Below are 25,921 nucleotides of genomic sequence, written 5' to 3'. Positions count from 1 at the left end.
CGGCTCAGAGCGCGTGACGATGTTCTTCGGTGAAGACATGCGAATAGAGGCCGGCTTCCCAGTGCCGTCCCTCGCGTGTCACCCGAAGATAGCGAAGCCCGGTCGCCACATGGTCGCTGACATGGGACCAGAAGAAGTCAGGATAGGTCTCGCGCAGATCCTCCGGCGAGGTCGCGCCGAGAACGCGGTTTGCCCCGGTCTCGGCGAACTCGTGATAAAGCGCCGCGACCTTGGTCAGATAATCCGGATCGGCGAGCTGGCCGACCAGGTCGGCCGCCCGGATCAGTCCGGGGTAGTCGCCGCTCTCCTCCGAATCCTCGTTCGCGGGCACCGGGAAGCGGGTTCGCTCGATATTGTCGGCAATGACGTTGCAATCGACCAGCGGATGATCGCGAAAACGGAACAGGACGAACAGCTTGCCACGCTCGACATGATGCGGGGTGAGGAAGGCGTCGGTCGCGCCGGCCGGTATCTCGATCGTGTTGCCGTCGCCGTCGATGACCGCGTGGCCCGGCCGGTCGCCCGGACAGATCCCGCGCACGTAGCCGATATCGTGACAGAGCAGAGAGATGACGAAATGCACCCAGTCGCGCTCGCTGACGCTGCCCTCGCTCAGGAACTTCCCGCGCAGCATTTCCTGGCCGACCAGGGTGACCAGCATGCTGTGCTCGACGTTATGGTAGAGCGCGTCCGAGTTGGAGATGATCTCCATCGCCATCGTCGCCGAGGTGCGGATCAGGTTGGCGTTCTCGGCATTGCTGTCGCCGAACAGCCGGCGATACCCGGCCTCCAGGCGCCCAACGAAATTCTCGACCAGTATGCCCTTCGCGTCGAAGGCTTCCATTTCGTTGCCGCACTCCTTCAGAGCCCGTAATCACTGCCACGCTGAACGAGACTAGCGGGGCGGGTCCATGGCCGTAAAGTGTCGGCGATCACGACCCGGGCCGAAATCGCCCGTACGTTGCGGCGGCCTCAGCCGAGCTGGCGGCCCAGTCGGCCGGCCAGGTCCTGCACGAACTGCCAGGCGACGCGCCCCGACCGCGCGCCCCGTGTCATGGCCCATTCGATGGCCTCGGCCCGCAATTCCTCTTCCGCCATGTCGAGCCCGTAGTTGGCCGCATAGCCCTGGATCATCGCCAGGTAGTCGGCCTGGGAACAGCTGTGGAAGCCGAGCCAGAGGCCGAACCGGTCGGAGAGCGAAACCTTCTCCTCGACCGCCTCGGCCGGATTGATCGCGGTTGACCGCTCGTTCTCCATCATGTCGCGCGGCAGCAGGTGGCGGCGATTCGAGGTCGCATAGAAGATGACGTTGTCGGGCCGGCCCTCGATTCCGCCTTCCAGCACCGCCTTCAGCGACTTGTAGGCGGCATCCTCGCCATCGAAGGAGAGATCGTCACAGAACAGGATGCAGCGCCGGCTCGTCGCCGCCAGCCGGGTGAGCAGGCGGGGCAGGGTGGGTATATCCTCCCGATGGATCTCGACCAGCACCAGCCGGGCGTCGCTGCCTTCGTTGACCGTCGCGTGCACGGCCTTGACGAGCGAGCTCTTGCCCATGCCGCGGGCGCCCCAGAGCAGCGCGTTGTTGGCGGGCAGGCCGGCGGCGAAGCGCCGGGTATTGTCGAGCAGGATGTCGCGCACCCGGTCGATGCCGCGCAACAGGTCGATCTCGACGCGGTTCACGGACGGTACCGGCTGCAGGCGATCGCTTTCCGCATGCCAGACGAAGGCATTGGCGGAATCGAGCGAGGTGAAGGGCGCCGGCGGCGGGGCGATCCGCTCGAGGCTGTCGGCAATACGGCCCAGCAGGGCGGCGATATCGGGTTCGTTGCTTGGCTTGGACACCGGTTCTCAGGTTCCATGACTGGGGGGCAAAAGATCCGCGAGACCCTAGCATAGGCGGTTGCGCCGTCAATCCGCCGACACCACATCCGGGGTCGTGGCCGGTGCCGTCCCGCGGCGCCACCATCGGAGTTTGCATTCACGAGGCGGATCGTTATAGTCCGCCCGTCTTTCTGCCAGTCTCAAGGTGGCCCTGATGTTGATTTCGCCGGCATATGCACAGGCGGCGGGTGGTGCGGGCGGTTTCGATATCGTCTCGATACTTCCGCTCATCCTGATTTTCGTTGTCTTCTACTTCCTTCTGATCCGGCCGCAGCAAAAGCGCGCCAAGGAACATAAGGCCATGATCGAGGCCGTGCGTCGCGGCGACACGATCGTCACCGGCGGCGGCATGATCGGCAAGGTGATCCGCGTCAAGGAAGACGGCGTGGTCCAGGTCGAACTGGCCGAGGGCGTGCGCGTGAACATCGTGCGCGGTACCATCGCCGAGGTTCGCAGCCGCGGCGAGGCGGGCCCCGACGAGCCGGCCAAGCCGGCCGCTTCGGGCGATGGCGAGAAAAAGGGCGGCATGCTCTCCCGTCTCAAGAAGTAGGGCGCGCACACGATGCTGTTTTTCCCCAAGTGGAAGACCGCCCTCGTTCTCGGCGTCTGCCTGCTGGGGCTGCTGTTCTCCGCCCCGAACCTGCTCACCCGCGAGCAGGCGTCGGTGCTGCCGGACTGGCTGCCTCACAAGCAGCTGAATCTCGGCCTCGACCTGCGCGGCGGCTCGCATCTCCTGCTGCAGGTCGGCACCGAGGCGGTTCTGAAGGAACAGCTCGAGGCGCTTGAGGACCGGGTCCGCGACGAACTGCGCGACGACCCGAAGATCGGCTACACGGGTCTCGGCAACGACGGTACGACCGTCCACCTTACAATCCGCGATTCCGCCCAGGTCGATATGGCCTACGAGCGGCTGCGCGGCCTCGCGGCGCCGATCAACGGCAACCTGTTCGGCGGCGGCGGCGGTCGCGACATCGACGTCAGCCAGGACGGCGACACGATCCGCCTCGACTTCACCGAGGCGGCCCTGTCGCTGCGCCTCAAGTCGGCGGTGGAACAGTCAATCGAGGTGGTGCGCAAGCGCGTCAACGAACTGGGCGTTTCCGAACCGTCGATCCAGCGCCAGGGCGCCGACCGCATCCTGGTGCAGGTGCCGGGTTACGATGATCCGGCTCAGCTCAAGAACGTGATCGGCAAGACCGCGAAGATGAACTTCCGGCTCGTCGATACCAATGCCGATCCGACCGCGGCGCGGGCGCCGGCCGGGTCCGAGATCCTGCCGAGCGAGGATCCCGACAATCCGCGCCCCTACGTGATCAAGAAGCGGATCATGGTGCCGGGCGACAACCTGATCGACGCACAGCCGACGTTCCGCGACGGCCAGGCGGTCGTCACCATCCGTTTCGACAGCGCCGGCGCAAAACGCTTCGCCAACACCACGGCGGAGAACGTCGGCCGGCCATTCGCCATCGTCCTCGACGGCAAGGTGATCAGCGCGCCCGTGATTCGGGAACCCATCCTGGGCGGCAGCGCCGAGATCAGCGGCAGCTTCACCGTCGCGAGCGCGAACGAACTGGCCTTGCTGCTCCGTTCGGGCGCACTACCGGCACCGCTCACGATTCTCGAGGAACGCAGCGTCGGCCCCGATCTTGGCGCCGATTCGATCGACGCGGGCATCATCGCGAGTATCCTGGCGATCGCGATCGTCATGGTCTTCATGTTCATGGCCTATGGCCTGTTCGGACTGGCCGCGAACGTCGCGTTGCTGGTCAACCTGCTCGTGCTCGCCGGGGCGCTGTCGCTTCTGCAGGCGACGCTGACACTGCCTGGCATCGCCGGCATCATCCTGACCATCGGCATGGCGGTCGACGCCAACGTCCTGATCTTCGAACGTATTCGCGAGGAATCGCGGGCCGGCAAGAGTCCGCTCAACGCCATCGAATCCGGATATCGGCAGGCTTTTACGACGATCATCGACGCCAACGTCACGACCATGATCGCGGCGCTGATCCTGTTCACCATGGGCTCGGGCCCGGTGCGCGGCTTCGCGGTGACGCTCGGCATCGGTGTCGCCAGCTCGATGTTCACGGCGATCCTGCTGACCCGGCTGATCCTCGCCACCTGGATCCGGCGCAAGCGGCCGAAGGTGCTTCCGGAATGGAAGCTCCGGCTCGTGCCCAAGAGCACCACGGTGCCCTTCATCAAGATGCGCCTCGTTGCGTTTGCCCTGTCGATAGCGCTCGGCATCGGATCGATGGCGATGTTCGCCGGCCCCGGCCTCAATCGCGGCATCGACTTCGAGGGCGGCATTCTCATGGAGGTCGGCTTCCCGGAAGCGGCCGACCTGAGCGTGATGCGCTCGACCCTCGGCGGTCTCGGCCTCGGCGATGTGGCATTGCAGAATTTCGGTGCCGACGACGACATCCTGATCCGCGTCGAGCGTCAGCCGGGTGGAGACGACGCGCAGAACATCGCGGTGACCCAGGTCAAGGATTCACTGGAGGCCAATTTCGGCACGGATCTGTCGTATCGACGAATCGAGTTCGTCGGACCAACGGTGTCAGAGGAACTGATCTGGACGGCGATCGAGGCGGTGGCCGTCGCCATAGCGGCGATGCTGATCTATATCTGGTTCCGTTTCGAATGGCAGTTCTCGGTCGGCGCCGTGATCGCGATCGTCCACGACGTCATACTGACGATCGGGATGTTCTCGATCACCGGGCTCGAATTCAACCTGGCGTCGGTGGCGGCGATCCTCACCATCGTCGGCTATTCGATCAACGATACCGTCGTGGTCTATGACCGGATTCGCGAGAATCTGCGAAAATACAAGACTATGGGAATCGCGGATCTTCTCGATCAGTCGATCAACGAGACCCTGTCGCGGACAACGCTCACCTCGTTCACCACGCTGCTGGCGCTTTTCGCGCTCTACTTCTTCGGCGGCGAGGTGATCCGGGGTTTCGCGGCGGCGATGATCTGGGGCATCTTCGTCGGTACCTATTCGTCGATCTTCGTCGCGTCGCCGCTGCTGATGGTCTTCGGCGTCGACCGAAAGCGCCTCGAAGACGACGAGGACGCGGCCGGCAAGGCATCGAGCAAGGCCTGACGTCGGCCTGAACATCACGGGGAACGGTGGCCGGCTCGCGGGCTGGTCCGCCGTTCCAATCGCCCGGCGAACGAAACAGGTTCCGGCCATGGATATCACCCCGCGGCTCGCCAGCGGCCGCCAACTGATCAACGGCTACGGCGACGGCGGCTTCCGGGTCGCCGGCACCGCCCATGCCGGATCCGTGCTGGTCTTTCCCGATCGCACCGTTGCCTGGCCGGTGACGGCCTTCGCCGATCTCGACATCGCCAGTCTCGAGCCGGTGCTCGCGGCCGCGCCGGCGGTCGAGATCCTGCTGATCGGCGCCGGTGCGGCACCGGCTTTTCTCGATCCGGAAATCAGGGCCCGCATTCGCAGCGCGGGCATCGTCACCGATGTCATGGACAGCGGTGCGGCGGCACGGACATTCAACGTGCTGCTGCTCGAAGACCGCCGCGTCGCCGCGGCGCTGATCGCCGTCGACTGACGTGGCGGTCTGTCGGCTTCCCGTCGCCTGAGGTCAGGCGGCGGCGAGGTTGGCGTTGGCGAAGTCCCAGTTCACCAGCGACGACAGGAACGTCGCGAGGTAGTCCGGACGACGGTTCTGGTAGTCGAGGTAATAGGCATGCTCCCAGACGTCGGCGGTCAGGATTGCCGTCTGGCCATGCGCGAGCGGCAGGTCGGCGTTCGGGGTCTTGGTCACCTTGAGCTTGCCGCCGTCGAGAACCAGCCAGGCCCAGCCGCTGCCGAACTGCGTCGCGCCGGCGTTCTTGAAGGCCTCGGCGAAGGCGTCATAGCCGCCGAGATCGGAATCGATCTTCGCGGCGATTGCCCCGGTCGGCTTGCCGCCGCCCTTAGGCGCCATGCTGTTCCAGTAGAAGGTGTGGTTCCAGACCTGGGCGGCATTGTTGAAGATGCCGGCCTTGTCGGCCTTGCCGGCCGAGGCCTTGATGATCGCCTCGAGCGAGGCGCCGGCGAGGTCCGTGCCCTCGATCATCTTGTTGAGGTTCGTGACATAGGTCTGGTGATGCTTGCCATGATGGAACTCAAGCGTCCGCGCGGAGATGTGGGGTTCGAGCGCGGCCTTGTCATAGGGCAGATTCGGTAACTCTATGGTCATGTCAGCCTTCTTTTCTCTAGGGGAATGGAATGAGCGTAACCGGACACCGTAGCGGCTTCGCGACAGCTTCGGCCGCATTCGGACGGAACGCTATCGTACCGGTTTTGCATGGCCGGTGGAGGGACTGTCAATAGCCGATCCCGGCCGACAGCGTTGCGGACGCGGCCGGGGGCGACCGGCGATTGGGTTTTCCCGCCAACTGCGTTAGGTGAGGGGCCCGAGGACGAACGGTCGGGCCGGGGCGCGGCAACGGACAAGGAAACGGCGAGGCGATGAACGAGAGCGGCAAAGCAGCCGGCAAGGGCGATGACGGCACCATGTGCGCCAGCCTGGTGCGGGACGGCGACCATGACCGCTACCTCTGCGGCCTGTTCGTCCCGGACGCCCTGCGGCCACGCTATTTCGCGGCGCTTGCCTTCAACCTGGAACTGGCGCGCATCCGCGAACAGGTAAGCGAACCGATGCTCGGTCTCATCCGCCTGCAATGGTGGCGCGAGGCGATCGAGGCGCTCGACGGCGGCAGGATTCGCGGCCATCCGGTGGTCGAGGCGCTCGCCGCCAGCGGCCTGCACGGGACCGTCGGTTCCGCGCCGCTGCTCGCCCAGATCGAGGCCCGGAAACGCGACCTCGAGCCGGAACCCAGCGCCGACGAAGGCGCACTCGTCGATTATGCGCGGGCCACCGGCGGCGGGCTTGCCCGGATGATGCTCGCAGCGGTCGAGGCCGCCGACGATGGCGCCGCCGAACGGGCGGCCGACGCCGTCGGCACCGCCTGGGCGTTGCTCGGCATCGCGCGCGCGGCGCCGTTCCAGGGGCGCCATGGCCTGGTCCTGCTCCCGGCTCCGCTGCTGGCGCAGGCGGGACTCGACCCGCATGAGTTGCACGGCGGCGGCGGCGGAGACCGTCTTCCGGCGGCGATCCGCCCGGTGGCCGAGCGGGCGCGGGACCTGCTGGCCGAGGCGCGCGCCGTACCCGGTCCGCTCCCGTCACGGGCCATCCCGGTGCTGCTCCCGGCGACCCTTGCCGATCTGCATCTCCGGGATCTGAAGCGGTCCGGCTATGATCCGAATGCCGCGAGCCAGATCCGCCGTGGCGTCGGCAAGCCGCTCCGTCTCGCCTGGTATGCTCTCGCCCGACGCTACTGACGGCGCGGCGGCGAATCCGTCGGAGTCCTTTACAGGCCGATTCGCCCTATGGTTAACGAATCCGCCAAACCATTGAAATCAAACGACAACGATTCTGGCACACCGCCTGCAAGGGTAGGCATGAAGCCAGAGACGTCTGTCCCAAGGCTCTGGCGGGTCAGTAGGTAAGCGTAGAGTTTTCCGGGTGTCCGATGCGCTCATTGCGAGTGACCCAGTCCCGGATCCCAACATCGGACACCTGTCTAGGCCGGGCTGCGAGTCCCCCGCAGCCCGGTTCTTTTTTTGTCCCGCGATCGCCTGAACGCTATTCCGCCGCCGCCCGGTTCTGGCCGAGCCAGCCAGCGAGATCGTCGAGCGCGCGCCGGGCCATTGCCGGACGCCGCTCGCGCTTCCGCATCTTGCGGCCCTCGAGCGGCGGGAAAAGCCCGAAATTGACGTTCATCGGCTGGAACGTCTCGGCGTGTGCGCCGCCGGTGATATGGTCGATGAGGGCGCCGAAGGCGGTCGTCCGCGGTGGCATCGACGGTTCCTGGCCGAGCCGTTCGGCGGCGGCGAAGCGTCCCGCCAGCAGGCCGATCGCGGCGCTTTCCACATAGCCCTCGACCCCGGTGATCTGCCCGGCAAAGCGCAGCCGGGGCGCCGCCTTCAGGCGCAGGGTGGGATCGAGCAGGGTCGGGCTGTTCAGGAAGGTATTGCGGTGCAGGCCGCCAAGCCGCGCGAAGCGGGCATTCTCGAGGCCCGGGATGGCGCGGAAGATCTCGACCTGGGCGCCGTGCTTCAGCTTCGTCTGGAAGCCGACCATGTTGTAGAGCGTGCCGAGCTTGTTGTCCTGGCGCAGCTGCACCACCGCGTAGGCATCCTCGCCGCTGTGCGGGTTGGTCAGGCCGACCGGCTTCATCGGTCCGAAGCGGAGGGTTTCCGGGCCGCGTTCGGCCATCACCTCGATCGGCAGGCAGCCGTCGAAATAGGGCGTACCTTCCCATTCCTTGGCGAGCGCCGTGTCGGCAGCCAGCAGGGCCTCGATGAAGGCCTCGTAGCCCGCCTTGTCCAGCGGACAGTTGATGTAGTCGGCGCCGTCGCCCTTGTCGTAGCGCGACTGGTACCAGGCCTTGGAAAAGTCGATGCTGTCCTTGTAGACGATCGGCGCGATGGCATCGAAGAAGGCGAGCGACTTCTCGCCGGTAAGATCGCGGATCGCCTCGGCCAGCGCCGGCGAGGTCAGCGGACCGGTGGCGATGATGGTCGAATCCCACGTCTCGGGCGGCAGCCCCTCGATCTCGCCGCGTTCGACGGTGACCAGGGGATGATCGGCCAGCGCCGCGCCGACCGCCTCGGAGAAGGCCTCCCGGTCGACCGCGAGCGCGCCGCCGGCCGGCACCTTGTGGCGATCGCCGCATTGCAGGATCAGCGAATCCGCCCGCCGCATCTCCTCGTGCAGCAGGCCGACCGCGTTGTTCTCGACATCGTCGGAACGGAACGAGTTCGAGCAGACCAGTTCGGCCAGGCCGTCGGTCTGGTGCGCGTCGGTGCCGCGGATCGGACGCATCTCGTGCAGCATGACGGGCACGCCGAGACGGGCGATCTGCCAGGCCGCCTCGCTGCCGGCGAGACCGCCGCCGACGACATGGATGGGCTGCATTTCCTGGTTGCTCATCGCTGATGCTCCTGCCGGGCGGCGTCAGGCCGCTTCCGTGCTGCGTTTGCCGTTGCCGCCGCCCTTGGCCGATTTTCCCGACGCGACGCGATTGCCGAGCAACGGCTTCAGATACTGGCCGGTATAGCTTTCGGGCACGGCGGCGACATCCTCCGGCGTGCCGGAAGCGACGATAAGGCCGCCCTTGTCGCCGCCCTCGGGCCCGAGATCGACAACCCAGTCGGCGGTCTTGATGACCTCCAGGTTATGTTCGATCACCAGCACCGTGTTGCCGGAATCGACCAGCGCCTGAAGGACCTCGAGCAACTTCCGGACATCCTCGAAATGCAGCCCCGTGGTCGGCTCGTCAAGAATGTAGAGGGTACGCCCGGTCGCCTTGCGGGACAGTTCCTTGGCGAGCTTCACGCGCTGCGCCTCGCCGCCGGAAAGCGTCGTCGCCTGCTGGCCGACATGGATGTAGCCGAGGCCGACCTGCTGCAGGGTGACGAACTTGTCGCGGACCGACGGCACCGCCTTGAAGAAGTCCGCCGCCTCGTCGACGGTCATGTCGAGGACGTCGGCGATCGACTTGTCGCGGAAACGGATCTCCAGCGTTTCCCGGTTGTAGCGGCGGCCGTGGCAGACGTCGCACTGGACATAGACGTCGGGCAGGAAATGCATCTCGATCTTGATGACGCCGTCGCCCTGGCAGGCCTCGCAGCGCCCGCCCTTGACGTTGAAGGAGAAGCGGCCCGGCTTGTAGCCGCGCGTCTTGGCTTCCGGCAGCCCGGCGAACCATTCGCGCATCGGCGTGAAGGCGCCGGTATAGGTTGCCGGATTCGAGCGCGGCGTACGACCGATCGGCGACTGGTCGATGTCGATCACCTTGTCGAGCCATTCTAGCCCATCGATCCTGTCGTGATCGGCCGGCAGGTCGCGGGCGCCGTTGAGCTGCCGGGCGAGCGCCTTGTAGAGCGTCTCGATGATCAGCGTCGACTTGCCGCCACCCGATACTCCGGTGATGCAGGTGAAGGTGCCGAGCGGCAGTTCCGCGTCGACATTCTTCAGGTTGTTGGCCCGCGCGCCGACGATCTTCAGGCGCCGCTTCGGCGACGCCTTGCGCCGCTCAGCCGGCAGCGGGATCTGGCGGAGCCCGGTGAGATACTGGCCGGTCAGGCTGGCCGGGTTGGCCATCACCTCGGCCGGCGTGCCGACGGCGATCACCTCGCCGCCATGCTTGCCGGCGGCCGGGCCCATGTCGACGACATAGTCGGCGGCGCGAATGGCCTCCTCGTCATGCTCGACCACGATGACCGTGTTGCCCAGGTCGCGCAGCCGTTCGAGCGTCTTCAGCAGGCGGTCGTTGTCGCGCTGGTGGAGGCCGATCGACGGCTCGTCGAGGACATAGAGCACGCCGGTCAGGCCCGAGCCGATCTGCGAGGCGAGCCGGATGCGCTGGCTCTCGCCGCCCGAAAGCGTGCCGGAATTGCGCGACAGCGTCAGGTACTCGAGGCCGACATTGACCAGGAAACCGAGCCGGTCGCCGATCTCCTTGGTGACCCGGTAGGCGATCTCGCGCTGCTTGTCGGTCAGCATCGCGTCAAGCCCCGAGAACCATTCGTAGGCGCCGGCGATCGACATCTCGCCGACCTCGCCGATATGCAGGCCACCGACGCGGACCGAGAGCGCCTCCGGCTTCAGGCGGAAGCCGCCGCACGCCTTGCAGGCGGTGATGCTCTGGAAGCGGGTCATCTCTTCCCGCACCCAGGCGGAATCGGTTTCCCGCCAGCGCCGTTCCAGGTTCGGGATCACCCCTTCGAACGGCTTCTTGGTGGTGTAGCTGCGCAGGCCGTCGTCATAGGTCATCGAGACGGGAACGCCGCCGGAGCCGAACAGGATGGCGTGCCGCGCCGTCTCGTCGAGTTCCTCCCAGGGGACGGTGACCGAGAACTTGTAATGTTTCGCCAGGCTGTCGAGGGTCTGCATGTAATAGGGCGAGGTCGAGCGCGACCATGGTGCGACGGCGCCGTGGCGCAGGGTCTTCTTCGGGTCGGGCACGATCAGCGCCGTGTCGAACATCATTTCGGTGCCGAGGCCGTCGCAGGTCGAACAGGCGCCCGAAGGGTTGTTGAAGGAGAACAAGCGCGGCTCGATCTCCTCGATCGTGAAGCCGGAAACGGGGCAGGCGAACTTGGCCGAGAAGATCGTCCGCTCGCCGGTCTCGGCGTTTTCCGCCACCGCGAGACCGTCGGCGAGCTCGAGCGCCGTCTCGATCGAATCGGCGAGCCGGGTTTCCAGTCCCTCGCGCACGACCACGCGATCGACGACGACGTCGATGTCGTGCTTCACCTTCTTGTTGAGGGTCGGCACCTCGTCGATCTCGTGGAAGGCGCCGTCGACCTTGACGCGCTGGAAGCCCTTCTTCTGGAGTTCCAGGAAGTCCCGGCGATACTCGCCCTTGCGGCCGCGGATGACCGGCGCCAGCAGGTAGAGCCGGGTGCCATCCTCCATCGCCATCACCCGGTCGACCATCTGGCTCACCGTCTGGCTCTCGATCGGCAGGCCGGTCGCCGGCGAATAGGGGACGCCGACGCGGGCGAACAGGAGCCGCAGGTAGTCGTAGATCTCGGTTACCGTGCCGACCGTCGAGCGCGGGTTCTTGGAGGTCGTCTTCTGCTCGATCGCGATCGCCGGACTGAGCCCCTCGATGTGATCGACATCGGGCTTCTGCATCATTTCCAGGAACTGGCGCGCATAGGCCGAGAGGCTCTCGACATAGCGACGCTGGCCCTCGGCATAGATGGTGTCGAAGGCAAGCGACGACTTGCCCGAACCGGAGAGCCCGGTGATCACCACCAGCCGGTCGCGGGGAAGCGTGACATTGATATTGCGAAGATTGTGTTCGCGCGCGCCGCGAACGCTGATTTCTCGATTCATGAATCCGCCGGATCGTGTCGGGAGGTTGCCCCAATCTAGACCATTTGCCGATGGGGCGGAAACTCGTGTTTTCGATTCGTTCTGCGCCCGCTGGCGCCACCGTCGTCGGACACGGGCGGCAAGCGCCGGCGGCGAACGGCAAGCGCCTGAATGTCGTATCCCGCCTGGAGAAATTCAAGCCCGCCGTCGGCGGCGTTCCCGGAGCGGCAGGGGATTACGACATCGTGAAAGGCAGTTGATCGCAGCAGCGGGCGGGAAAGCGCTAAAGATTACGGATGCTTCCGGGATACGCCGGCCAACTCGCTCAATCGCCGCTTGGAACGATGCAACATTTTCTGGAACTTTTCCTCGATGCCCTGCCGATCGACTTCTGCGAGGACATCATCGCCCGGTTCGAAGGGGATAGCCGCAAGTATCCGAGCCGGACAGCCAATTCCGCCAACCCGAAAGGGCGCGAGGGCACGATGCTGTCGATCGGCGAACTGGCGGACTGGCAGCAGCCCGTCGACCGGCTGCTGGAGTCGATTCGTCACCGGATCGCCCTGTATATCCAGAAGTATCCCGGCCTGAAAATTCTCGGGCAGCCGGACCAGAGCTACCTTACCCCGCCGCTCATGGAGCGCATCCTGCCGGGACAGAGCTATGACTGGCATATCGACGCCGGTCCGGCGATGACCCAGGACAGGTTGCTGTCGGTGCTGATCTACCTGCGCGATGTCAAGGACGGCGGCCTGACGGAGTTCCCCATGCAGGAGGCGGCGGTGCGCCCGAAAGCTGGCGCCATGCTGCTGTTCCCGCCATTCTGGACCCATGTACACCGGGGCGCGCCGCCGGTCGCCGGGACCAAATACAACATCACCTGCTATCTCTCCCTTCGCCAGGCCCAGGCGCAAGGGCAGGGGCGTGGGGCCAGGCGGCGGCAGGCAGCGTTCGCCCCGAGCTGAGGACGATACGCCGCGACCGCTACCGGATCGCGGCACGACGATGAGCCATTGTTGTTCCTGTTTTGTTCTTGTTCCCGGCCGTTCTTTGTTGCAGCTTGTGGCGGTGTCGGCGGATCGGCGCTGGAAACCCCCACTTGCCGACGCTACAGTCCGTCGGCCCGGCCGCAGCGGCGGTCCGAATTGCAAAATCTGAAAGACAGGGGCCATGGCAGGCAGCATCAACAAGGTTATTCTCATCGGCAATCTCGGGCGTGACCCCGAAGTCCGCCGCACCCAGGACGGCACGGCGATCGTGCATCTGTCGGTTGCGACGTCGGAAAGCTGGCGCGACCGCCAGTCGGGCGAGCGAAAGGAGCGCACCGAATGGCACCGGGTCGTGATCTTCAACGAGAACCTCGGCAAGGTGGCCGAGCAGTATCTCCGCAAGGGCTCCAAGGTCTATCTCGAGGGGACGCTGCAGACCCGCAAGTGGACCGATCGCGACGGTAACGAGAAATACACGACCGAGGTCGTGCTGCCGCGCTTCCGGGGCGAACTCACCATGCTCGACGGGCGTGACAGCGGCGGCGGTGGCGGCTACGAATCGTCCGGCGGAGGCGGAGGCGGCGGCGGTGGCGGCGGCTACGATTCGCCGAGCGGCGGCGGGTCCGGCGGCGCCGGCGGCGGTGGCCGCAAGGACGATTTCGACGACGAAATCCCGTTCTGATCGGGGGCCGGGGCGCGCCTGTCGCGCCCCGGTCGACGCACCCGGAGGCGGCCTTGCGCAGGCCCGGCGCGGGACGGTCCGGAGCGGTTTCGGCGGGGCTTATTCGCACCTGCCGCAAAACCTTGTTCCCCATGACCAAATCGTCTAAATTCCCGGCCAACAAGCCTGTATCCCGCCGCGCGTGCGCGGCGAGCCGCGCCGTTCAACGGCACGGTGCGAGCCTCAATCCCGGAATGCCTCATTGACCGACACACCCGCGCCGCCCAAGGGTCACGATATCGTCACGGTGACCATCGAGGAGGAGATGCGCGTCTCCTATCTCGACTATGCGATGAGCGTGATCGTTTCGCGCGCGCTGCCCGATGTCCGCGACGGCCTGAAGCCGGTGCATCGGCGCATTCTCTACGCGATGAACGAATCGGGCTATACGTCCGACAAGCCCTATCGCAAGTCCGCCCGCATCGTCGGTGACGTGATGGGTCGCTATCACCCGCACGGTGACCAGGCGATCTACGATGCGATGGTGCGGATGGCGCAGGATTTCTCCATGCGCCTGCCGCTGCTCGACGGCCAGGGCAACTTCGGCTCGATGGACGGCGATCCGCCGGCCGCCATGCGTTACACCGAGATCCGCATGGCCCAACCGGCCGAGTCGCTGATCGACGACATCGACAAGGACACCGTCGATTTCGTCAACAACTACGACGACACGACCTCGGAACCCTCGGTCCTGCCGGCCCGCATCCCGAACCTGCTGGCGAACGGCGCCGGCGGTATCGCGGTCGGCATGGCGACCAACATTCCGCCGCACAACCTGGGTGAACTGATCGACGGCGCCTTCGCGCTGCTCGGCGATCCGGACCTGCCGCTCACCGGCCTGATGGAATACATCAAGGGCCCGGATTTCCCGACCGGCGGCACGATCCTCGGGCGCAACGGCATCCACCAGGCCTTCACCACCGGGCGCGGCTCGGTGGCGATCCGCGGCAAGGCGGTGATCGAGGAGAATTTCCGCAAGGATCGCTCGGCGATCATCATCAGCGAGATTCCCTACCAGGTGAACAAGTCGCGGATGGTCGAGGTGATCGCCGAGGCTGTCCGTTCCAAGCGGATCGAGGGGATCAGCGACCTTCGCGACGAATCCGACCGGCACGGCGTCCGCGTCGTGGTCGAGGTGCGCCGCGACGCGGTGGCCGAGGTGGTGCTGAACCAGCTCTACAGCTACACCCCGCTGCAGACGAGCTTCGGCGTCAACATGCTGGCACTCAACCGCGGCCGTCCGGAACAGATGAACCTGAAGCAGATGCTTCTGGCGTTCCTCGACTTCCGCGAAGAGGTGATCACCCGGCGCACCCGGCATCTGCTCGGCAAGGCCCGCGACCGCGCCCATATCCTGGCCGGCCTCGCCATCGCCGTCGCCAATATCGACGAGGTGATCCGGATCATCCGCGGCTCGCCCGATCCGGCGACCGCCCGCGAGGCGCTGAAATCGCGCGACTGGCCGGCCCGCGACATGGCCCCGCTGGTCGCCCTCGTCGACGATCCGCGCCACCGTCTCGGCGCCGACGGGACGATGCGTCTGTCGGACCAGCAGGCCCGCGCCATCCTCGACCTGCGCCTGCAGCGCCTGACCGCGCTCGGCGGCACCGAGATCGGCGAGGAACTGAAGGGCCTCGGCGACAAGATCTCGGAATATCTCGCGATCCTGACCGATCGCGGCCGCCTGCTCGAGGTTCTGCGCGAGGAACTCCAGGACGTCCGCGACCGCTTCGCGACCCCGCGCCGCACGGATATCCAGGACAGCGAGTACGAGCACGACATCGAGGACCTGATCGAGCGCCGCGAGATGGTCGTGACGGTCTCGCACCGCGGCTATCTCAAGCGGGTTCCGCTCGACACCTACCGGCCGCAAGCGCGCGGCGGCAAGGGTCGGTCGGGAATGTCGACCCGGGACGAGGATTTCGTCACCCAGATCTTCGTCGTCAACACCCATACCCCGGTGCTGTTCTTCTCGTCGACCGGCAAGGTCTACAAGATGAAGGTCTACCGGCTGCCCGAGGGCAGCCCGACCAGCCTCGGCAAGCCGATGGTCAACCTGCTGCCGCTGGCCGACGGCGAGGTCATCGAGAAGCTGATGCCGCTGCCCGAGGACGAGGAGAGCTGGGACAGCTTCCAGGTGATGTTCGCGACCGCCAACGGCAACGTCCGGCGCAACCGGCTCGGCGACTTCGTGAACGTGAAGTCGAACGGCAAGATCGCGATCAGGCTCGACGACGACGACCGCCTTGTCGGCATTGCCATCTGCAAGGACGACGACGACGTGCTGCTCGCCGCCAAGGGCGGCAAGTGCATCCGCTTCCAGGCCAGCGACGTGCGCCTCTTCAAGGGCCGCGATTCAAGCGGTGTCCGCGGCATGCGGCTGGCCAAGGGCGACCACGTGATCTCGATGTCGATCCTCAGCCATGTCGAACTCGATACCGAGACCCGCGACCGGTACCTGCGCGGCGAACTGGACGAGGCGACCACGGCGGTGCTCGCGGAACGGGAGGAATTCATCCTCGCCATCACCGAGAACGGCTACGGCAAGCGCACCTCGGCCTTCGAATACCGGATCACCAACCGGGGCGGGCAGGGGATCATCAACATCGAGACCTCGCAGCGTAACGGCGAGGTCGTCTCGGCCTTCCCGATCGCCGACAGCGACCAGGTCATGCTCGTGACCAACGCCGGCAAGCTGATCCGCATGCCGGTGCACGACATCCGCATCGCCGGCCGGAACACGCAGGGGGTGACGCTGTTCCGCACGGCGGAGGACGAGAAGGTCGTCTCCGTCGCCTGGATGTCGGAAAACGGTGACGGCGATGGCGATGGCGATGGTGATGGCGACGACGAGACCGGTGCCGAGGGCACGGACGACGATTCCAGCGCCGGCGCGCCGGCAGATAACGGTACCTGAGGGGGAACGAGGTGGCGATGCGGGGAGACAGGCTTGTCGGGTTGTATCCGGGGACGTTCGACCCGATCACCCTCGGTCATTACGATGTCATCAAGCGGGCGGCGAAGCTCGTCGATCGCCTGGTGATCGGTGTCGCCCGGAACCCGGGCAAGAATCCGATGTTTACCGTCGACGAGCGGGTCGAAATGGTGCGCGAGAGCACGCGCGACATTTCCGAGTTCGACATCGACGTGATGCCGTTCGACAGCCTGCTGATGCATTTCGCGATGTCGATCGGCGCCAGCATCATCGTGCGCGGCCTGCGTGCCTTCTCGGATTTCGAGTATGAGTTCCAGATGGTCGGCATGAACTCGCGGCTCAACGAGGATATCGAGACCGTGTTCCTGATGGCCTCCGACAACCACCAGTTCATTTCCTCCACCCTGGTGAAGGAAATCGTCATGCTGGAAGGCGACATCAGCAAGTTCGTCTCGGCCAGCGTCGCCGACCGGCTGCTCAAGCGGGCCGTCGAGCGGCGCGCCGCCAAGGCTGGCTGACACCCCGGTCGCGCCCGTCGCGTGGCCCGATACCGCCATCGGCCGCGCCTGCCGCGCGACCGGAAACCAATGCACTCGTGATGGAAGACAAGCCCATGGACGCCGAAAACACCCTGCATATGGAACTCAAGGACGGTCGCGTCGTGATCGAGCTGCGTCCCGACCTTGCCCCGAACCACGTCGCCCGGATCAAGGAACTGGTCCGCGACGGGTTCTATGACGGACTGAAGTTCCATCGCGTCATTGACGGCTTCATGGCCCAGACCGGCGACCCGCAGGGCAACGGGACCGGCGGTTCCGGCAAGAAGCTGGCGGCCGAGTTCAATGATGGCCGGCATGTCCGCGGCACCTGTTCGATGGCCCGCGCGGCCAGCCCGGACAGCGCCGACAGCCAGTTCTTCATCTGCTTCGGCGACACGCCGCACCTGGACGGCCAGTACACCGTCTGGGGCCAGGTCGTGGACGGCATGGATGCGGTCGATTCGATCAAGAAGGGCGCCGATTTCCGCAACGGCGAGGTCGACGAGCCGGACAGCATCCTCTCGCTCAAGGTCGCGGCGGACGCCGCCTGAGGCGCGCGCCCCGCGAACCCGCAGGGGCGGATACGGATCGCCATGAAAGTCGATGCCTTCGATTTCGAGCTGCCGGCCGAGCTGATCGCCGAGCGGCCGGCGGAGCCGCGCGATTCCGCGCGGCTTCTTGTCGTGGGCAATGACGGCTTCGCCGACCGGCAGGTCGCCGATCTGGCTGACCTGCTGTCACCGGGCGATCTGCTGGTCTTCAACGACACCAAGGTGATCCCGGCCCGCCTGCGCGGCCTCCGCCGCGAGGCGAAGGTCGAGGCGACGTTGCACATGCGGCTCGGCCCTGGGCGCTGGGCCGCCTTCGCGCGCCCGGCGAAACGGCTGAAGCCCAGCGACCGCATCGATTTCGCCGAGGATTTCCACGCGACAGTCGCGGAAAAAGGCGAGGCGGGCGAGATCACGCTCGATTTCGATCGCGAGGGCGCGGCGCTCGACGAAGCAATCGCCGCCCATGGCGAACTGCCGCTGCCGCCCTATATCGCAAGCCGCCGGGCGGTCGACCGGCGCGACCTCGATGACTACCAGACGATGTTCGCCGAGAAGTCGGGCGCGGTCGCGGCGCCGACCGCCGGCCTGCATTTCACGCCGGGACTGATCGGGAAGCTGTCGGCGCGCGACATCGGCCATCTCTGCATCACGCTGCATGTCGGCGCCGGAACCTTCCTGCCCGTTAAGGCGGACGATACCGACGAGCATCGCATGCATTCGGAGATCGGCGTGATCGCGCCAGACCATGCGGACCGCATCAATGCCGTGCGGGCCGGCGGCGGACGCATCGTCGCGGTCGGCACGACCAGTCTCCGGCTGCTCGAAAGCGCCGCCGACGAGACCGGCCAGGTGCAGCCCTTCTCGGGCGCCACCGACATCTTCATCACGCCGGGTTACCGGTTCCGCGCCGTCGATCTCCTGATCACCAACTTCCACCTGCCGCGTTCGACGCTGTTCATGCTGGTTTCCGCCTTTTCCGGGCTGGAACGCATGCGTGCCGCCTATGGCCATGCGATCGATCGGCGCTATCGCTTCTATTCCTATGGCGACGCCGCCCTGCTATTCCCCGGATCATGACCGAGAAATCCTTCAGCTTCGCCATCTCTGGCCGTGACGGCCGGGCCCGCACCGGGCTCATCCGGACCGCCCACGGCGAGATCCGCACGCCGGCCTTCATGCCGGTCGGCACGGCCGCGACCGTCAAGGCGATGACGCCCGAGATGGTGCGCGCGACCGGCGCCGATATCCTGCTCGGCAACACCTATCACCTGATGCTCCGGCCCGGCGCCGAACGGGTCGCGGGGCAGGGCGGGCTGCACCGTTTCATGAACTGGGAACGGCCGATCCTGACCGATTCGGGCGGCTTCCAGGTGATGTCGCTGAACGAGCTTCGCAAGATCACCGAAGACGGCGTCACCTTCAAATCCCATCTCGACGGCAGCCGGCACGAACTGACGCCGGAACGCTCGGTCGAGATCCAGGACCTGCTCGATTCGACGATCACGATGGTGCTCGACGAATGCACGCCGTTCCCCGCCACCGAGGAAGTCGCGCGGCTCTCGATGGAGCGTTCGATGCGCTGGGCGGCACGCTGCCGGGCGGCGTTCCGCGAGCGTCCGGGCTATGGCCTGTTCGGGATCGTCCAGGGCGGCATCTATCCCGAGCTGCGCGAACGATCCGCCGCCGCGCTCGCCGAGATCGGCTTCGAGGGCTACGCGGTCGGCGGGCTCGCCGTCGGCGAGGGTCAGGAACTGATGTTCCGCATGCTCGACGTGACCGTCCCTGCTTTGCCCGATGCGGCGCCCCATTACCTGATGGGCGTCGGCAAGCCGGACGACATCGTCGGCGCCGTCGAACGCGGCATCGACATGTTCGACTGCGTGCTGCCGACACGCTCGGGCCGGACCGGCCAGGCCTTCACCCGGCGCGGCCCGGTCAACCTGCGGAACGCCCGCCATGCGGACGACCCGCGGCCGCTCGACGAGGCTTCCGACTGCCCGGCCTCGCGGGATTATTCACGCGCCTACCTGCATCACCTGGTCCGCTCGAACGAGATTCTCGGGGCGATCCTTATCACCTGGCACAACCTGCATTACTACCAGAGCCTGATGGCCGGCCTGCGCCAGGCGATCGCGGATGGCCGGCTCGGCGATTTCGCCGCCGCCTTCCGGGAAGAGCAGGCACAGGGCGATATCGATCCGCTCTGACCAAGCCTTCGCCGATTTCCCGTCAGCCGCCGGCCAGCAGCCGTTCCACCGCGTCGCGTCGAGGCATCGCCTCGGCGGTGCCGACCGTGGTCACCGCGACCGCGCCGGCGGCGGCGGCGAAACGCAGCGCGCGTTCGAGCGGCATGCCCTCGGCGATCGCCACCGCGAGCGCCCCGTTGTAGGCGTCGCCGGCCCCCGTCGTGTCGACGGCACGGCCGATGTCAAAGGGCGGCACATGACCGTTGAAGCCGGGACCGCGGACCACCGCGCCGCGCGCGCCAAGCGTGATGATGGCGGTACCGACGCCGCGCGAGAGGAAACTCGCGGCTGCGGCCTCGGCTTCGGCGAGGCTGCCGACCGGGTGTCCGGCAAGCGCCGCCGCCTCGCTCTCGTTCGGCGTGAAAAAATCGGCGAGCGCATAGAGATCGGCGGCGATCTCGGCCGCCGGCGCCGGGTTGAAGATCGTCCGGACCCCTTGCGTACGGGCGAGGCGAAGGCCGTAGGCGCTGATCTCCGGCGGCGTTTCCAGTTGCGTCATGAAGATGTCGGAGGCCGCGATCCGGGCCGCAGCCGCGTCGATATCGCCGGTCGAAAGCCGCCCGGAGGCGCCCGGGACGACGACGATCGCGTTCTCCCCGGTGGTCTCGTCGACGGTGATCGCCGCGGCCCCGGTCGGCGCCTCGTCATCGCTGCCGACATGGGCGTCTATGACCCCTTCGCGGACGAACAGGGCGCGTGCCATCTCGGCGAAGGAATCCCGGCCGAGGCGGGCAATCAGCGCGACCTCGGCGCCGGCGCGGGCGGCAGCAACGGCCTGGTTGCTGGCCTTTCCGCCGGGCCCGATCCCGTAGCTCCGGCCGATCACCGATTCGCCCGGAGCCGGCATCCGGTGGCTCCGGAATGCCAGGTCGGCGACAAAAATCCCTTGCACCGCGATCTTTACTCTGCTCATAGCCTGTCCCCGTTGGTCGTCGCGAAGCTTGCCCCAGTTCGTTGCCGAGCGGAAGCCGGCCGGCCGTGCCGACGATGCCGAAAGTTCAAGGAGTGAATGATGACCCTAACCGCACGTCTCCGGGCGCTGCTGGCCACCGCCCTGCTGGCAGGCGGGCTTGCCGTTCCGGCCGCCGCGGCCGAACCGCTCAAGATCGGCTTCGTCTATGTCACGCCGATCGCCGATGTCGGCTGGACGCATCAGCATGACGAGGGGCGCAAGGCGGTCGAGGCGGCGCTCGGCGATGCCGTGACGACGGTCGAGGTCGCCAGCGTGGGCGAGGGGCCGGACGCGGAGCGGGTCATTCGCCAGCTCGCCGAATCCGGCGCCGGGCTGATCTTCGCCACGTCATTCGGCTACATGAACCCGACGATCAAGGTCGCGGCCGCGTTTCCCGGTGTCCGCTTCGAGCATGCCGGCGGCTACAAGCGCAGCGACAATGTCGGAACATACCTGGCCCGCTTCTACGAGGCCCGCTATCTCACCGGTGTCGTCGCCGGACGAATGACCCGGAGCAACGTCTTCGGCTATATCGCCGCCTTCCCGATCCCGGAGGTCGTGCGCGGGATCAACGCCTTCACGCTCGGGGTCCGCAGCGTCAACCCCGCGGCTCAGGTCAAGGTGATCTGGCTGAACAGCTGGTTCGATCCGGGCAAGGAGAGGGACGCGGCCGAGGCACTGGTCGCCCAGGGGGCCGACGTGCTGGCCTACCACACCGACAGCCCGGCAACCGCACGGACGGCCGAGGAGAAGCAGGTCCGGCTGGTCGGCTATCACTCCGACATGTCGACCTATGCGCCCACCATGCAGCTCACCGCCGCGACCCATCACTGGGGCGCCTTCTACACCCGGGTCGCGCAGGCCGTCATCGATGGCACCTGGACGTCGTCCGACGTCTGGGGCGGCCTTGCCGACGGCATGGTCGACATCGCGCCGCTCGCCGCCGACGTACCGGCCGAGGTCGCCGACCTGGTCGCCCGGCGTCGCGCGGCGATCGTCGCCGGCAGCCTGCATCCCTTCGCCGGACCGATCCGCGACCAGTCCGGCACGGAGCGGGTCCCCGCGGGCGCCGTGATGGACGAGGGGGCAATGCTGGGCTTCGACTGGTTCGTCGAGGGCGTACAGGGTACGATACCGAGATAGCCCGGCATCGCGGGGCGGTGCCGGCGCCGACCGGAGCCGACCGCCATGCTTTCGCCGCTTGCCTTCTCAGTCTCGTACCTGACGACCGCGATCACCGTCCTCGTGGTCCAGCAGGGTGGCTGGTGGATGTTCTTTCCGGTCCTCCAGGTCTTCGCGATCATCCCGCTGATCGACGAGATCGTCGGTCCCTGGCAGGGGAATCCCGACCCGGCGACGGAGGCGCGCATCACCCGATCCCGGCCCTACCGGCTGCTGGTCTGGGCCTGGGTGCCGGTGCAGACGGCGCTCCTGGTCTGGTCGCTCGGCCTCGTCGCATCGGGTGCCCTCGCGCCGCACGAGATCATCGGCCTCACGCTTGCGATCGGGATCAGCACCGGGACCGTCGGCATCACCTTCGCCCATGAACTGATGCACCGGCCGGGGCGGTTCGACCGGATGCTGGCCGAACTGCTGATGGGTTCGGTCCTCTATGCCCATTTCTGCATCGAGCATGTCCACGGCCATCACCGCAACGTGGCGACCCGGGACGACCCGGCAACCGCCCGGCTCGGCGAGAGCTTCTACCGCTTCCTGCCGCGCACGATCGTCCGGGGCGCCCAGAGCGCCTGGCGGCTGGAACGGGAGAGACGCCGCAGGCGCGGCATTCCGTTCTGGAGCCTGCGCAACCGGATGCTCCGCTACGGCCTGTTGCAGACGACCTTTCTGGTGGTGGTCCTCGCCGTCTTCGGGCCGGCCGGGTTGCTCTTCTTCGTCGCCCAGGCGCTGGTCGCCGTCACCGAGCTCGAGATCATCAACTACCTGGAGCATTACGGGCTCGCCCGCCGGATCGGCGGCGACGGCCGGCCTGAGCGGGTCCGACCCTGGCATTCGTGGAATTCCTCGCACCTGGTCAGCAATCTCTTCCTGATCAACCTGGCGCGCCATTCCGACCATCATTTCGCCGCGGGGCGACCCTACCAGCTGCTCCGCCACTGGCCCGACGCGCCGCAGCTTCCGGGCGGCTACGGGGCGATGTTCCTGGCCGCGATGGTGCCGCCGCTCTGGTTCCGGATCATGAATCCGAGGGTTGCCGCCTGGCGCGCCCGGGATCTCGCGGGCGGCGAGGTGCCGGTCGCCGGCTGATCGTCGGGGCTTGGGCGATAGGCGAAAATTTACCCCTTTGCCGCTATGCTGGCGCAACGCCGAGAACAGTCCTTCCGCGAAATCCGAGCCTTCGATGAGCGACCCCGAACGCCGCCCCGATCATGCCGCCGACGCCACGCCCGTGACGGCCGGGGATGACCGGATCGCGGCCGTCCGTACCTATTGGGAAACCCATGTCACCGACTGGCCGGCGACGAGGGCCGAACCGGGAACGGAACGGTTTTTCCGGGAAGCCGAGGCCTATCGTTTCGAGAAGCTCGACTATCTCGAGAGAATCATCGACTACGACGGCGAGGCTGGCCGGACCGTGCTCGACGTCGGTTGCGGCCTGGCCAACGATACCGGCCGATTCGCCGCCGGCGGCGCCGGCGTCATCGGGATCGACATCGCCCCACGCGCGATCGCGCTGTCCCGCACCAACTTCGAGCAGCGCGGCCTGTCCGGCCGGTTCCTGCTGATGAACGGCGAGGCGATGACCCTCGAGGCGAACAGCGTCGATTTCGTCTATTGCCACACGGTTCTGCATTTCACCGCGCATCCGGAGCGCATGGTGGCGGAAATCCACCGGGTCCTCAAACCAGGCGGGCGGGCCGTGCTGATGATGGTCAACCGCCATTCCTGGCTGCGCTTCCTGCATCGCCTGATGAAGGTCGAGATCGACCATCTGCAATCGCCGGAATTTCACTGGTACTCTCCGGGCGAGTTCCGCGGCATGCTGGAGCCCTTCGCCGAGGTCGACCTGGTGCTGGAGCGTTTCCCGGTGCGGACCAAGGTGCATGGCGGGCTGAAGGCGCGGCTGTTCAACCTCGTCTTCGTCGATCTCTTCAATCTCCTGCCGCGCGCCCTCGTGCGGCGCTGCGGTCATCACATGATCGCCTTCGTCAGGAAGTGAGGCGCGGGCGGTGAAGCGGGATCTGGACGGCCTGGTCGACGACGTCTTCGACGTCCTGGTGATCGGCGGCGGGATATACGGCGCCTCGGTGGCGCGCGATGCGGCGTTGCGCGGGCTCAGCGTGGCGCTCGTCGAGCGCGACGATTTCGGGGCGCTGACCTCGCACAATTCGCTCAAGCTCATCCACGGCGGCATCCGCTACCTGCAACAGGCCGACATCGGCCGCCTGCTCGCCTCGTCGCGGGAGCGGAGCTTCTGGCTGCGCGCCGCGCCGACGCTGATCACGCCGCTCCGCTTCGTCATCCCGCTGTACGGTTACGCCGCGCGCGGGCCGGAGGCCTTCCGCATCGCCGCGCTCACCTACAACATGCTGACCCGCGGCAGCCGGCAGGGCCTGGTGCCGGCCGCCGGCGTGATCGACACGATCGAGGCCCGCGCCCTGCTGCCCGATGCGGGGCCGCGCTTGCGCGGCGGCGGAGTCTGGCATGACGGCCAGATGCGCGACGCCAACCGGGTCGAACTGGCCTGCCTGATGGGCGCGGTCGAACGCGGCGCACGGATCGCCAACCATCTCGAGGCCATGGATTTCCTGATGACCGGCGACCGGGTCGAGGGCGCGGTCGTCGAGGACCGGCTGAGCGGACGGAGTTTCTCCGTGCATGCGCGGCTGACCGTCAACTGCGCGGGGCCGCTGGTCACCGACCTGCTTGGCCGGTCGCTCCGGAAATTCTCGCTGCAGCCGTTTCCGAAACTGCAGCGGGCAATGAACCTGGTGATCGGCCGGCGCCTGACCGGCAACGCGGCAATCGGGGTGGTCAGCCGCCGCAAGGCCGATTCCGTGGTCGACCGCGGCGGGCGGATGTTCTTCCTCACCCCCTGGGGCGAGACCACCGTGGTCGGGACCGAGCACCTGCCGTTCACCGGCGATCCCTCGGATTTCGACTTCCGCGAGGACGAGATCGCCGCTTTCCTGGACGAGATCAACGGCGCCGCGCCCGGGCTCGGACTGAGCCGCGAGGATGTCCGTTACTGCTATGCCGGGCTGACCCCGGCCACGCTCGACGACGACAGCGGCAAGGTCCGCCAGGCCAAGCGCGGCAATATCATCGATCACCGCGCGAGCGACGGTGTCGACGGCCTGATGAGTGTCGTCGGCGTCAAGTACACGACCGCCCGGCTGATCGCCGAGCGCGCCGTCCACCAGGCGATGGCGAAGCTCGACAGGCCGGCGGTGGCGTCGACAACCGGGAACGTGCCGTTCCCCGCGCTCGACCCGCTGCCCGAGCGCTACGAGAACCGCGCCTCTCTGCGCGCCCGGGTCGACACGGCGGTGGACGAGGAGATGGCGATGCGGCTGGGCGACCTGGTCTTCCGGCGAAGCCGGCTCGGCGAGGGCGGGCGGATCGCGGACGGGCAGATCGAGGCCATCGCGGCGCTGATGGCCGACCGGCTGGGCTGGAACGAGGCGAAGCGCATCGAGGAGATCGACGCGGTGGCCGGGCGGCTCGCCCGCCACGAAGGCCGCGAGCCGGACTGAGCCGTTCGCACTTGGAACCCGCCGGGCGGGAGCCCTACCGTTTGACGATCGCCATGGCGGTCGCGATCAGGGCCGTACCGACGATGAACGCGTTCGCCGCATGGCCGTATTCCCAGTCGCGGCGAAGCGCCGCCCAGTTCTCGGGCGGGACGGTCCAGTTCGCCGTCGCCTGGTTCGCCGGGAAGATCCACGTGAAGAAGATGCCGAGGCTGACCGCGATCAGCGACGCCGCGATCAGCGCCCAGCGGGCCGGGCCGGGCGCGCGTCGTCGTTCGGCAAGGAAGAGCGCGACATTGGCGATGATGGCGGCGATGATCGGCAGGCCGAAAAGCGACCAGCCGGCATAAACAGCCTGCACGGTGAAATAGGCGTCGCGGCCGAGATCGATCTTGCCGGGCAGTTCGAACAGGTGCGCCGCGCTCGGAACCAGCGCGAGAGCCGTGAGCCCGATCGCGATCATCCGGAGACTGGTGATCATGCGTCTTCACTCCAT

Annotated in this window: 23 protein-coding genes; 16 read left to right on the top strand and 7 right to left on the bottom strand. The window is 66.9% G+C overall.

Annotated features, from left to right (window positions below; all coding sequences use genetic code 11):
- Positions 1-4 precede the first annotated feature (4 nt).
- Both OCH7691_RS11915 and OCH7691_RS11910 read right to left on the bottom strand, forming a co-directional pair.
- A complete protein-coding gene (locus tag OCH7691_RS11915) occupies positions 5-844 on the bottom strand; it encodes a metal-dependent phosphohydrolase (protein WP_085883768.1) in 840 nt (279 codons plus the stop codon).
- A gap of 128 nt (positions 845-972) precedes the next feature.
- Positions 973-1,842, bottom strand: a complete 870-nt coding sequence (locus OCH7691_RS11910) for an ATP-binding protein (protein WP_085883767.1) — start codon at positions 1,840-1,842, stop codon at positions 973-975.
- A gap of 193 nt (positions 1,843-2,035) precedes the next feature.
- Here OCH7691_RS11910 and yajC point away from each other — a divergent pair, with 193 nt between their 5' ends.
- The 3 genes from yajC to OCH7691_RS11895 all read left to right on the top strand — a co-directional run bounded on the left by yajC (position 2,036) and on the right by OCH7691_RS11895 (position 5,453).
- Complete coding sequence (gene yajC, locus OCH7691_RS11905; RefSeq protein WP_085884441.1) at positions 2,036-2,431, top strand: preprotein translocase subunit YajC; 396 nt, start codon at positions 2,036-2,038, stop codon at positions 2,429-2,431.
- Between the two features lie 12 nt (positions 2,432-2,443).
- Complete coding sequence (gene secD, locus OCH7691_RS11900) at positions 2,444-4,987, top strand: protein translocase subunit SecD (RefSeq protein ID WP_085883766.1); 2,544 nt, start codon at positions 2,444-2,446, stop codon at positions 4,985-4,987.
- Positions 4,988-5,075: 88 nt separating this feature from the next.
- Positions 5,076-5,453, top strand: a complete 378-nt coding sequence (locus OCH7691_RS11895) for an Mth938-like domain-containing protein (protein ID WP_085883765.1) — start codon at positions 5,076-5,078, stop codon at positions 5,451-5,453.
- Between the two features lie 33 nt (positions 5,454-5,486).
- Here the strand turns inward: OCH7691_RS11895 and sodB are convergent, their stop codons facing one another.
- A complete protein-coding gene (gene sodB / locus OCH7691_RS11890; RefSeq protein ID WP_085883764.1) occupies positions 5,487-6,086 on the bottom strand; it encodes a superoxide dismutase SodB in 600 nt (199 codons plus the stop codon).
- A gap of 272 nt (positions 6,087-6,358) precedes the next feature.
- On the opposite strand from sodB, the gene OCH7691_RS11885 reads away from it, so the two are divergent.
- Complete coding sequence (locus tag OCH7691_RS11885) at positions 6,359-7,231, top strand: phytoene/squalene synthase family protein (protein WP_085883763.1); 873 nt, start codon at positions 6,359-6,361, stop codon at positions 7,229-7,231.
- A gap of 304 nt (positions 7,232-7,535) precedes the next feature.
- Here the strand turns inward: OCH7691_RS11885 and trmFO are convergent, their stop codons facing one another.
- A complete protein-coding gene (gene trmFO, locus OCH7691_RS11880) occupies positions 7,536-8,885 on the bottom strand; it encodes a methylenetetrahydrofolate--tRNA-(uracil(54)-C(5))-methyltransferase (FADH(2)-oxidizing) TrmFO (protein WP_085883762.1) in 1,350 nt (449 codons plus the stop codon).
- Between the two features lie 24 nt (positions 8,886-8,909).
- A complete protein-coding gene (gene uvrA, locus OCH7691_RS11875; RefSeq protein ID WP_085883761.1) occupies positions 8,910-11,801 on the bottom strand; it encodes an excinuclease ABC subunit UvrA in 2,892 nt (963 codons plus the stop codon).
- 65 nt (positions 11,802-11,866) lie between these two features.
- Here uvrA and OCH7691_RS11870 point away from each other — a divergent pair, with 65 nt between their 5' ends.
- From OCH7691_RS11870 to tgt, 8 genes are all read left to right on the top strand, one after another.
- Entirely contained in the window at positions 11,867-12,040 is a 174-nt protein-coding gene (locus OCH7691_RS11870) for a hypothetical protein (protein WP_217807946.1), read from the top strand.
- A gap of 84 nt (positions 12,041-12,124) precedes the next feature.
- Entirely contained in the window at positions 12,125-12,745 is a 621-nt protein-coding gene (locus OCH7691_RS11865; protein WP_176245026.1) for a 2OG-Fe(II) oxygenase, read from the top strand.
- Positions 12,746-12,950: 205 nt separating this feature from the next.
- Complete coding sequence (ssb, locus tag OCH7691_RS11860; protein WP_085883758.1) at positions 12,951-13,451, top strand: single-stranded DNA-binding protein; 501 nt, start codon at positions 12,951-12,953, stop codon at positions 13,449-13,451.
- A gap of 241 nt (positions 13,452-13,692) precedes the next feature.
- Complete coding sequence (gyrA, locus tag OCH7691_RS11855) at positions 13,693-16,407, top strand: DNA gyrase subunit A (protein WP_085883757.1); 2,715 nt, start codon at positions 13,693-13,695, stop codon at positions 16,405-16,407.
- A gap of 17 nt (positions 16,408-16,424) precedes the next feature.
- Positions 16,425-16,943 (top strand): pantetheine-phosphate adenylyltransferase, encoded by a 519-nt coding sequence (coaD, locus tag OCH7691_RS11850; RefSeq protein WP_085883756.1) that lies wholly within the window; start codon positions 16,425-16,427, stop codon positions 16,941-16,943.
- A gap of 95 nt (positions 16,944-17,038) precedes the next feature.
- Positions 17,039-17,515 (top strand): peptidylprolyl isomerase, encoded by a 477-nt coding sequence (locus tag OCH7691_RS11845; RefSeq protein WP_085884440.1) that lies wholly within the window; start codon positions 17,039-17,041, stop codon positions 17,513-17,515.
- A gap of 42 nt (positions 17,516-17,557) precedes the next feature.
- Positions 17,558-18,592 carry a tRNA preQ1(34) S-adenosylmethionine ribosyltransferase-isomerase QueA gene (gene queA / locus OCH7691_RS11840; protein ID WP_085883755.1) on the top strand — a complete coding sequence of 345 codons (1,035 nt, stop codon included), beginning with the start codon at positions 17,558-17,560 and terminating at the stop codon, positions 18,590-18,592.
- Positions 18,589-19,722, top strand: coding sequence for a tRNA guanosine(34) transglycosylase Tgt (gene tgt / locus OCH7691_RS11835; protein ID WP_085883754.1), 1,134 nt, complete (start codon positions 18,589-18,591; stop codon positions 19,720-19,722). The genes queA and tgt overlap by 4 nt, the downstream gene beginning before the upstream one ends.
- A gap of 22 nt (positions 19,723-19,744) precedes the next feature.
- Here tgt and OCH7691_RS11830 read toward each other — a convergent pair whose 3' ends face one another.
- Positions 19,745-20,674, bottom strand: a complete 930-nt coding sequence (locus OCH7691_RS11830) for a ribokinase (protein WP_085883753.1) — start codon at positions 20,672-20,674, stop codon at positions 19,745-19,747.
- A gap of 99 nt (positions 20,675-20,773) precedes the next feature.
- On the opposite strand from OCH7691_RS11830, the gene OCH7691_RS11825 reads away from it, so the two are divergent.
- The 4 genes from OCH7691_RS11825 to OCH7691_RS11810 all read left to right on the top strand — a co-directional run bounded on the left by OCH7691_RS11825 (position 20,774) and on the right by OCH7691_RS11810 (position 25,428).
- On the top strand, positions 20,774-21,856 hold the full coding sequence (locus tag OCH7691_RS11825; RefSeq protein ID WP_217807945.1) for a BMP family ABC transporter substrate-binding protein: 1,083 nt from the start codon (positions 20,774-20,776) through the stop codon (positions 21,854-21,856).
- Positions 21,857-21,901: 45 nt separating this feature from the next.
- Positions 21,902-22,978 (top strand): alkane 1-monooxygenase, encoded by a 1,077-nt coding sequence (locus OCH7691_RS11820; RefSeq protein ID WP_085883751.1) that lies wholly within the window; start codon positions 21,902-21,904, stop codon positions 22,976-22,978.
- 94 nt (positions 22,979-23,072) lie between these two features.
- Positions 23,073-23,891 (top strand): class I SAM-dependent methyltransferase, encoded by an 819-nt coding sequence (locus tag OCH7691_RS11815; RefSeq protein ID WP_085883750.1) that lies wholly within the window; start codon positions 23,073-23,075, stop codon positions 23,889-23,891.
- Between the two features lie 10 nt (positions 23,892-23,901).
- Positions 23,902-25,428: a glycerol-3-phosphate dehydrogenase/oxidase gene (locus tag OCH7691_RS11810; protein ID WP_085883749.1), complete on the top strand. Its 1,527-nt coding sequence runs from the start codon at positions 23,902-23,904 to the stop codon at positions 25,426-25,428.
- Between the two features lie 34 nt (positions 25,429-25,462).
- Here the strand turns inward: OCH7691_RS11810 and OCH7691_RS11805 are convergent, their stop codons facing one another.
- Complete coding sequence (locus tag OCH7691_RS11805) at positions 25,463-25,906, bottom strand: DUF1772 domain-containing protein (protein ID WP_085883748.1); 444 nt, start codon at positions 25,904-25,906, stop codon at positions 25,463-25,465.
- Positions 25,907-25,921: the final 15 nt, after the last annotated feature.

Origin of the sequence: Oceanibacterium hippocampi (genome assembly GCF_900172325.1) — a bacterium.
Lineage (GTDB): Bacteria > Pseudomonadota > Alphaproteobacteria > Sneathiellales > Sneathiellaceae > Oceanibacterium > Oceanibacterium hippocampi.
This window is presented reverse-complemented; position numbering and strand designations above follow the sequence as displayed.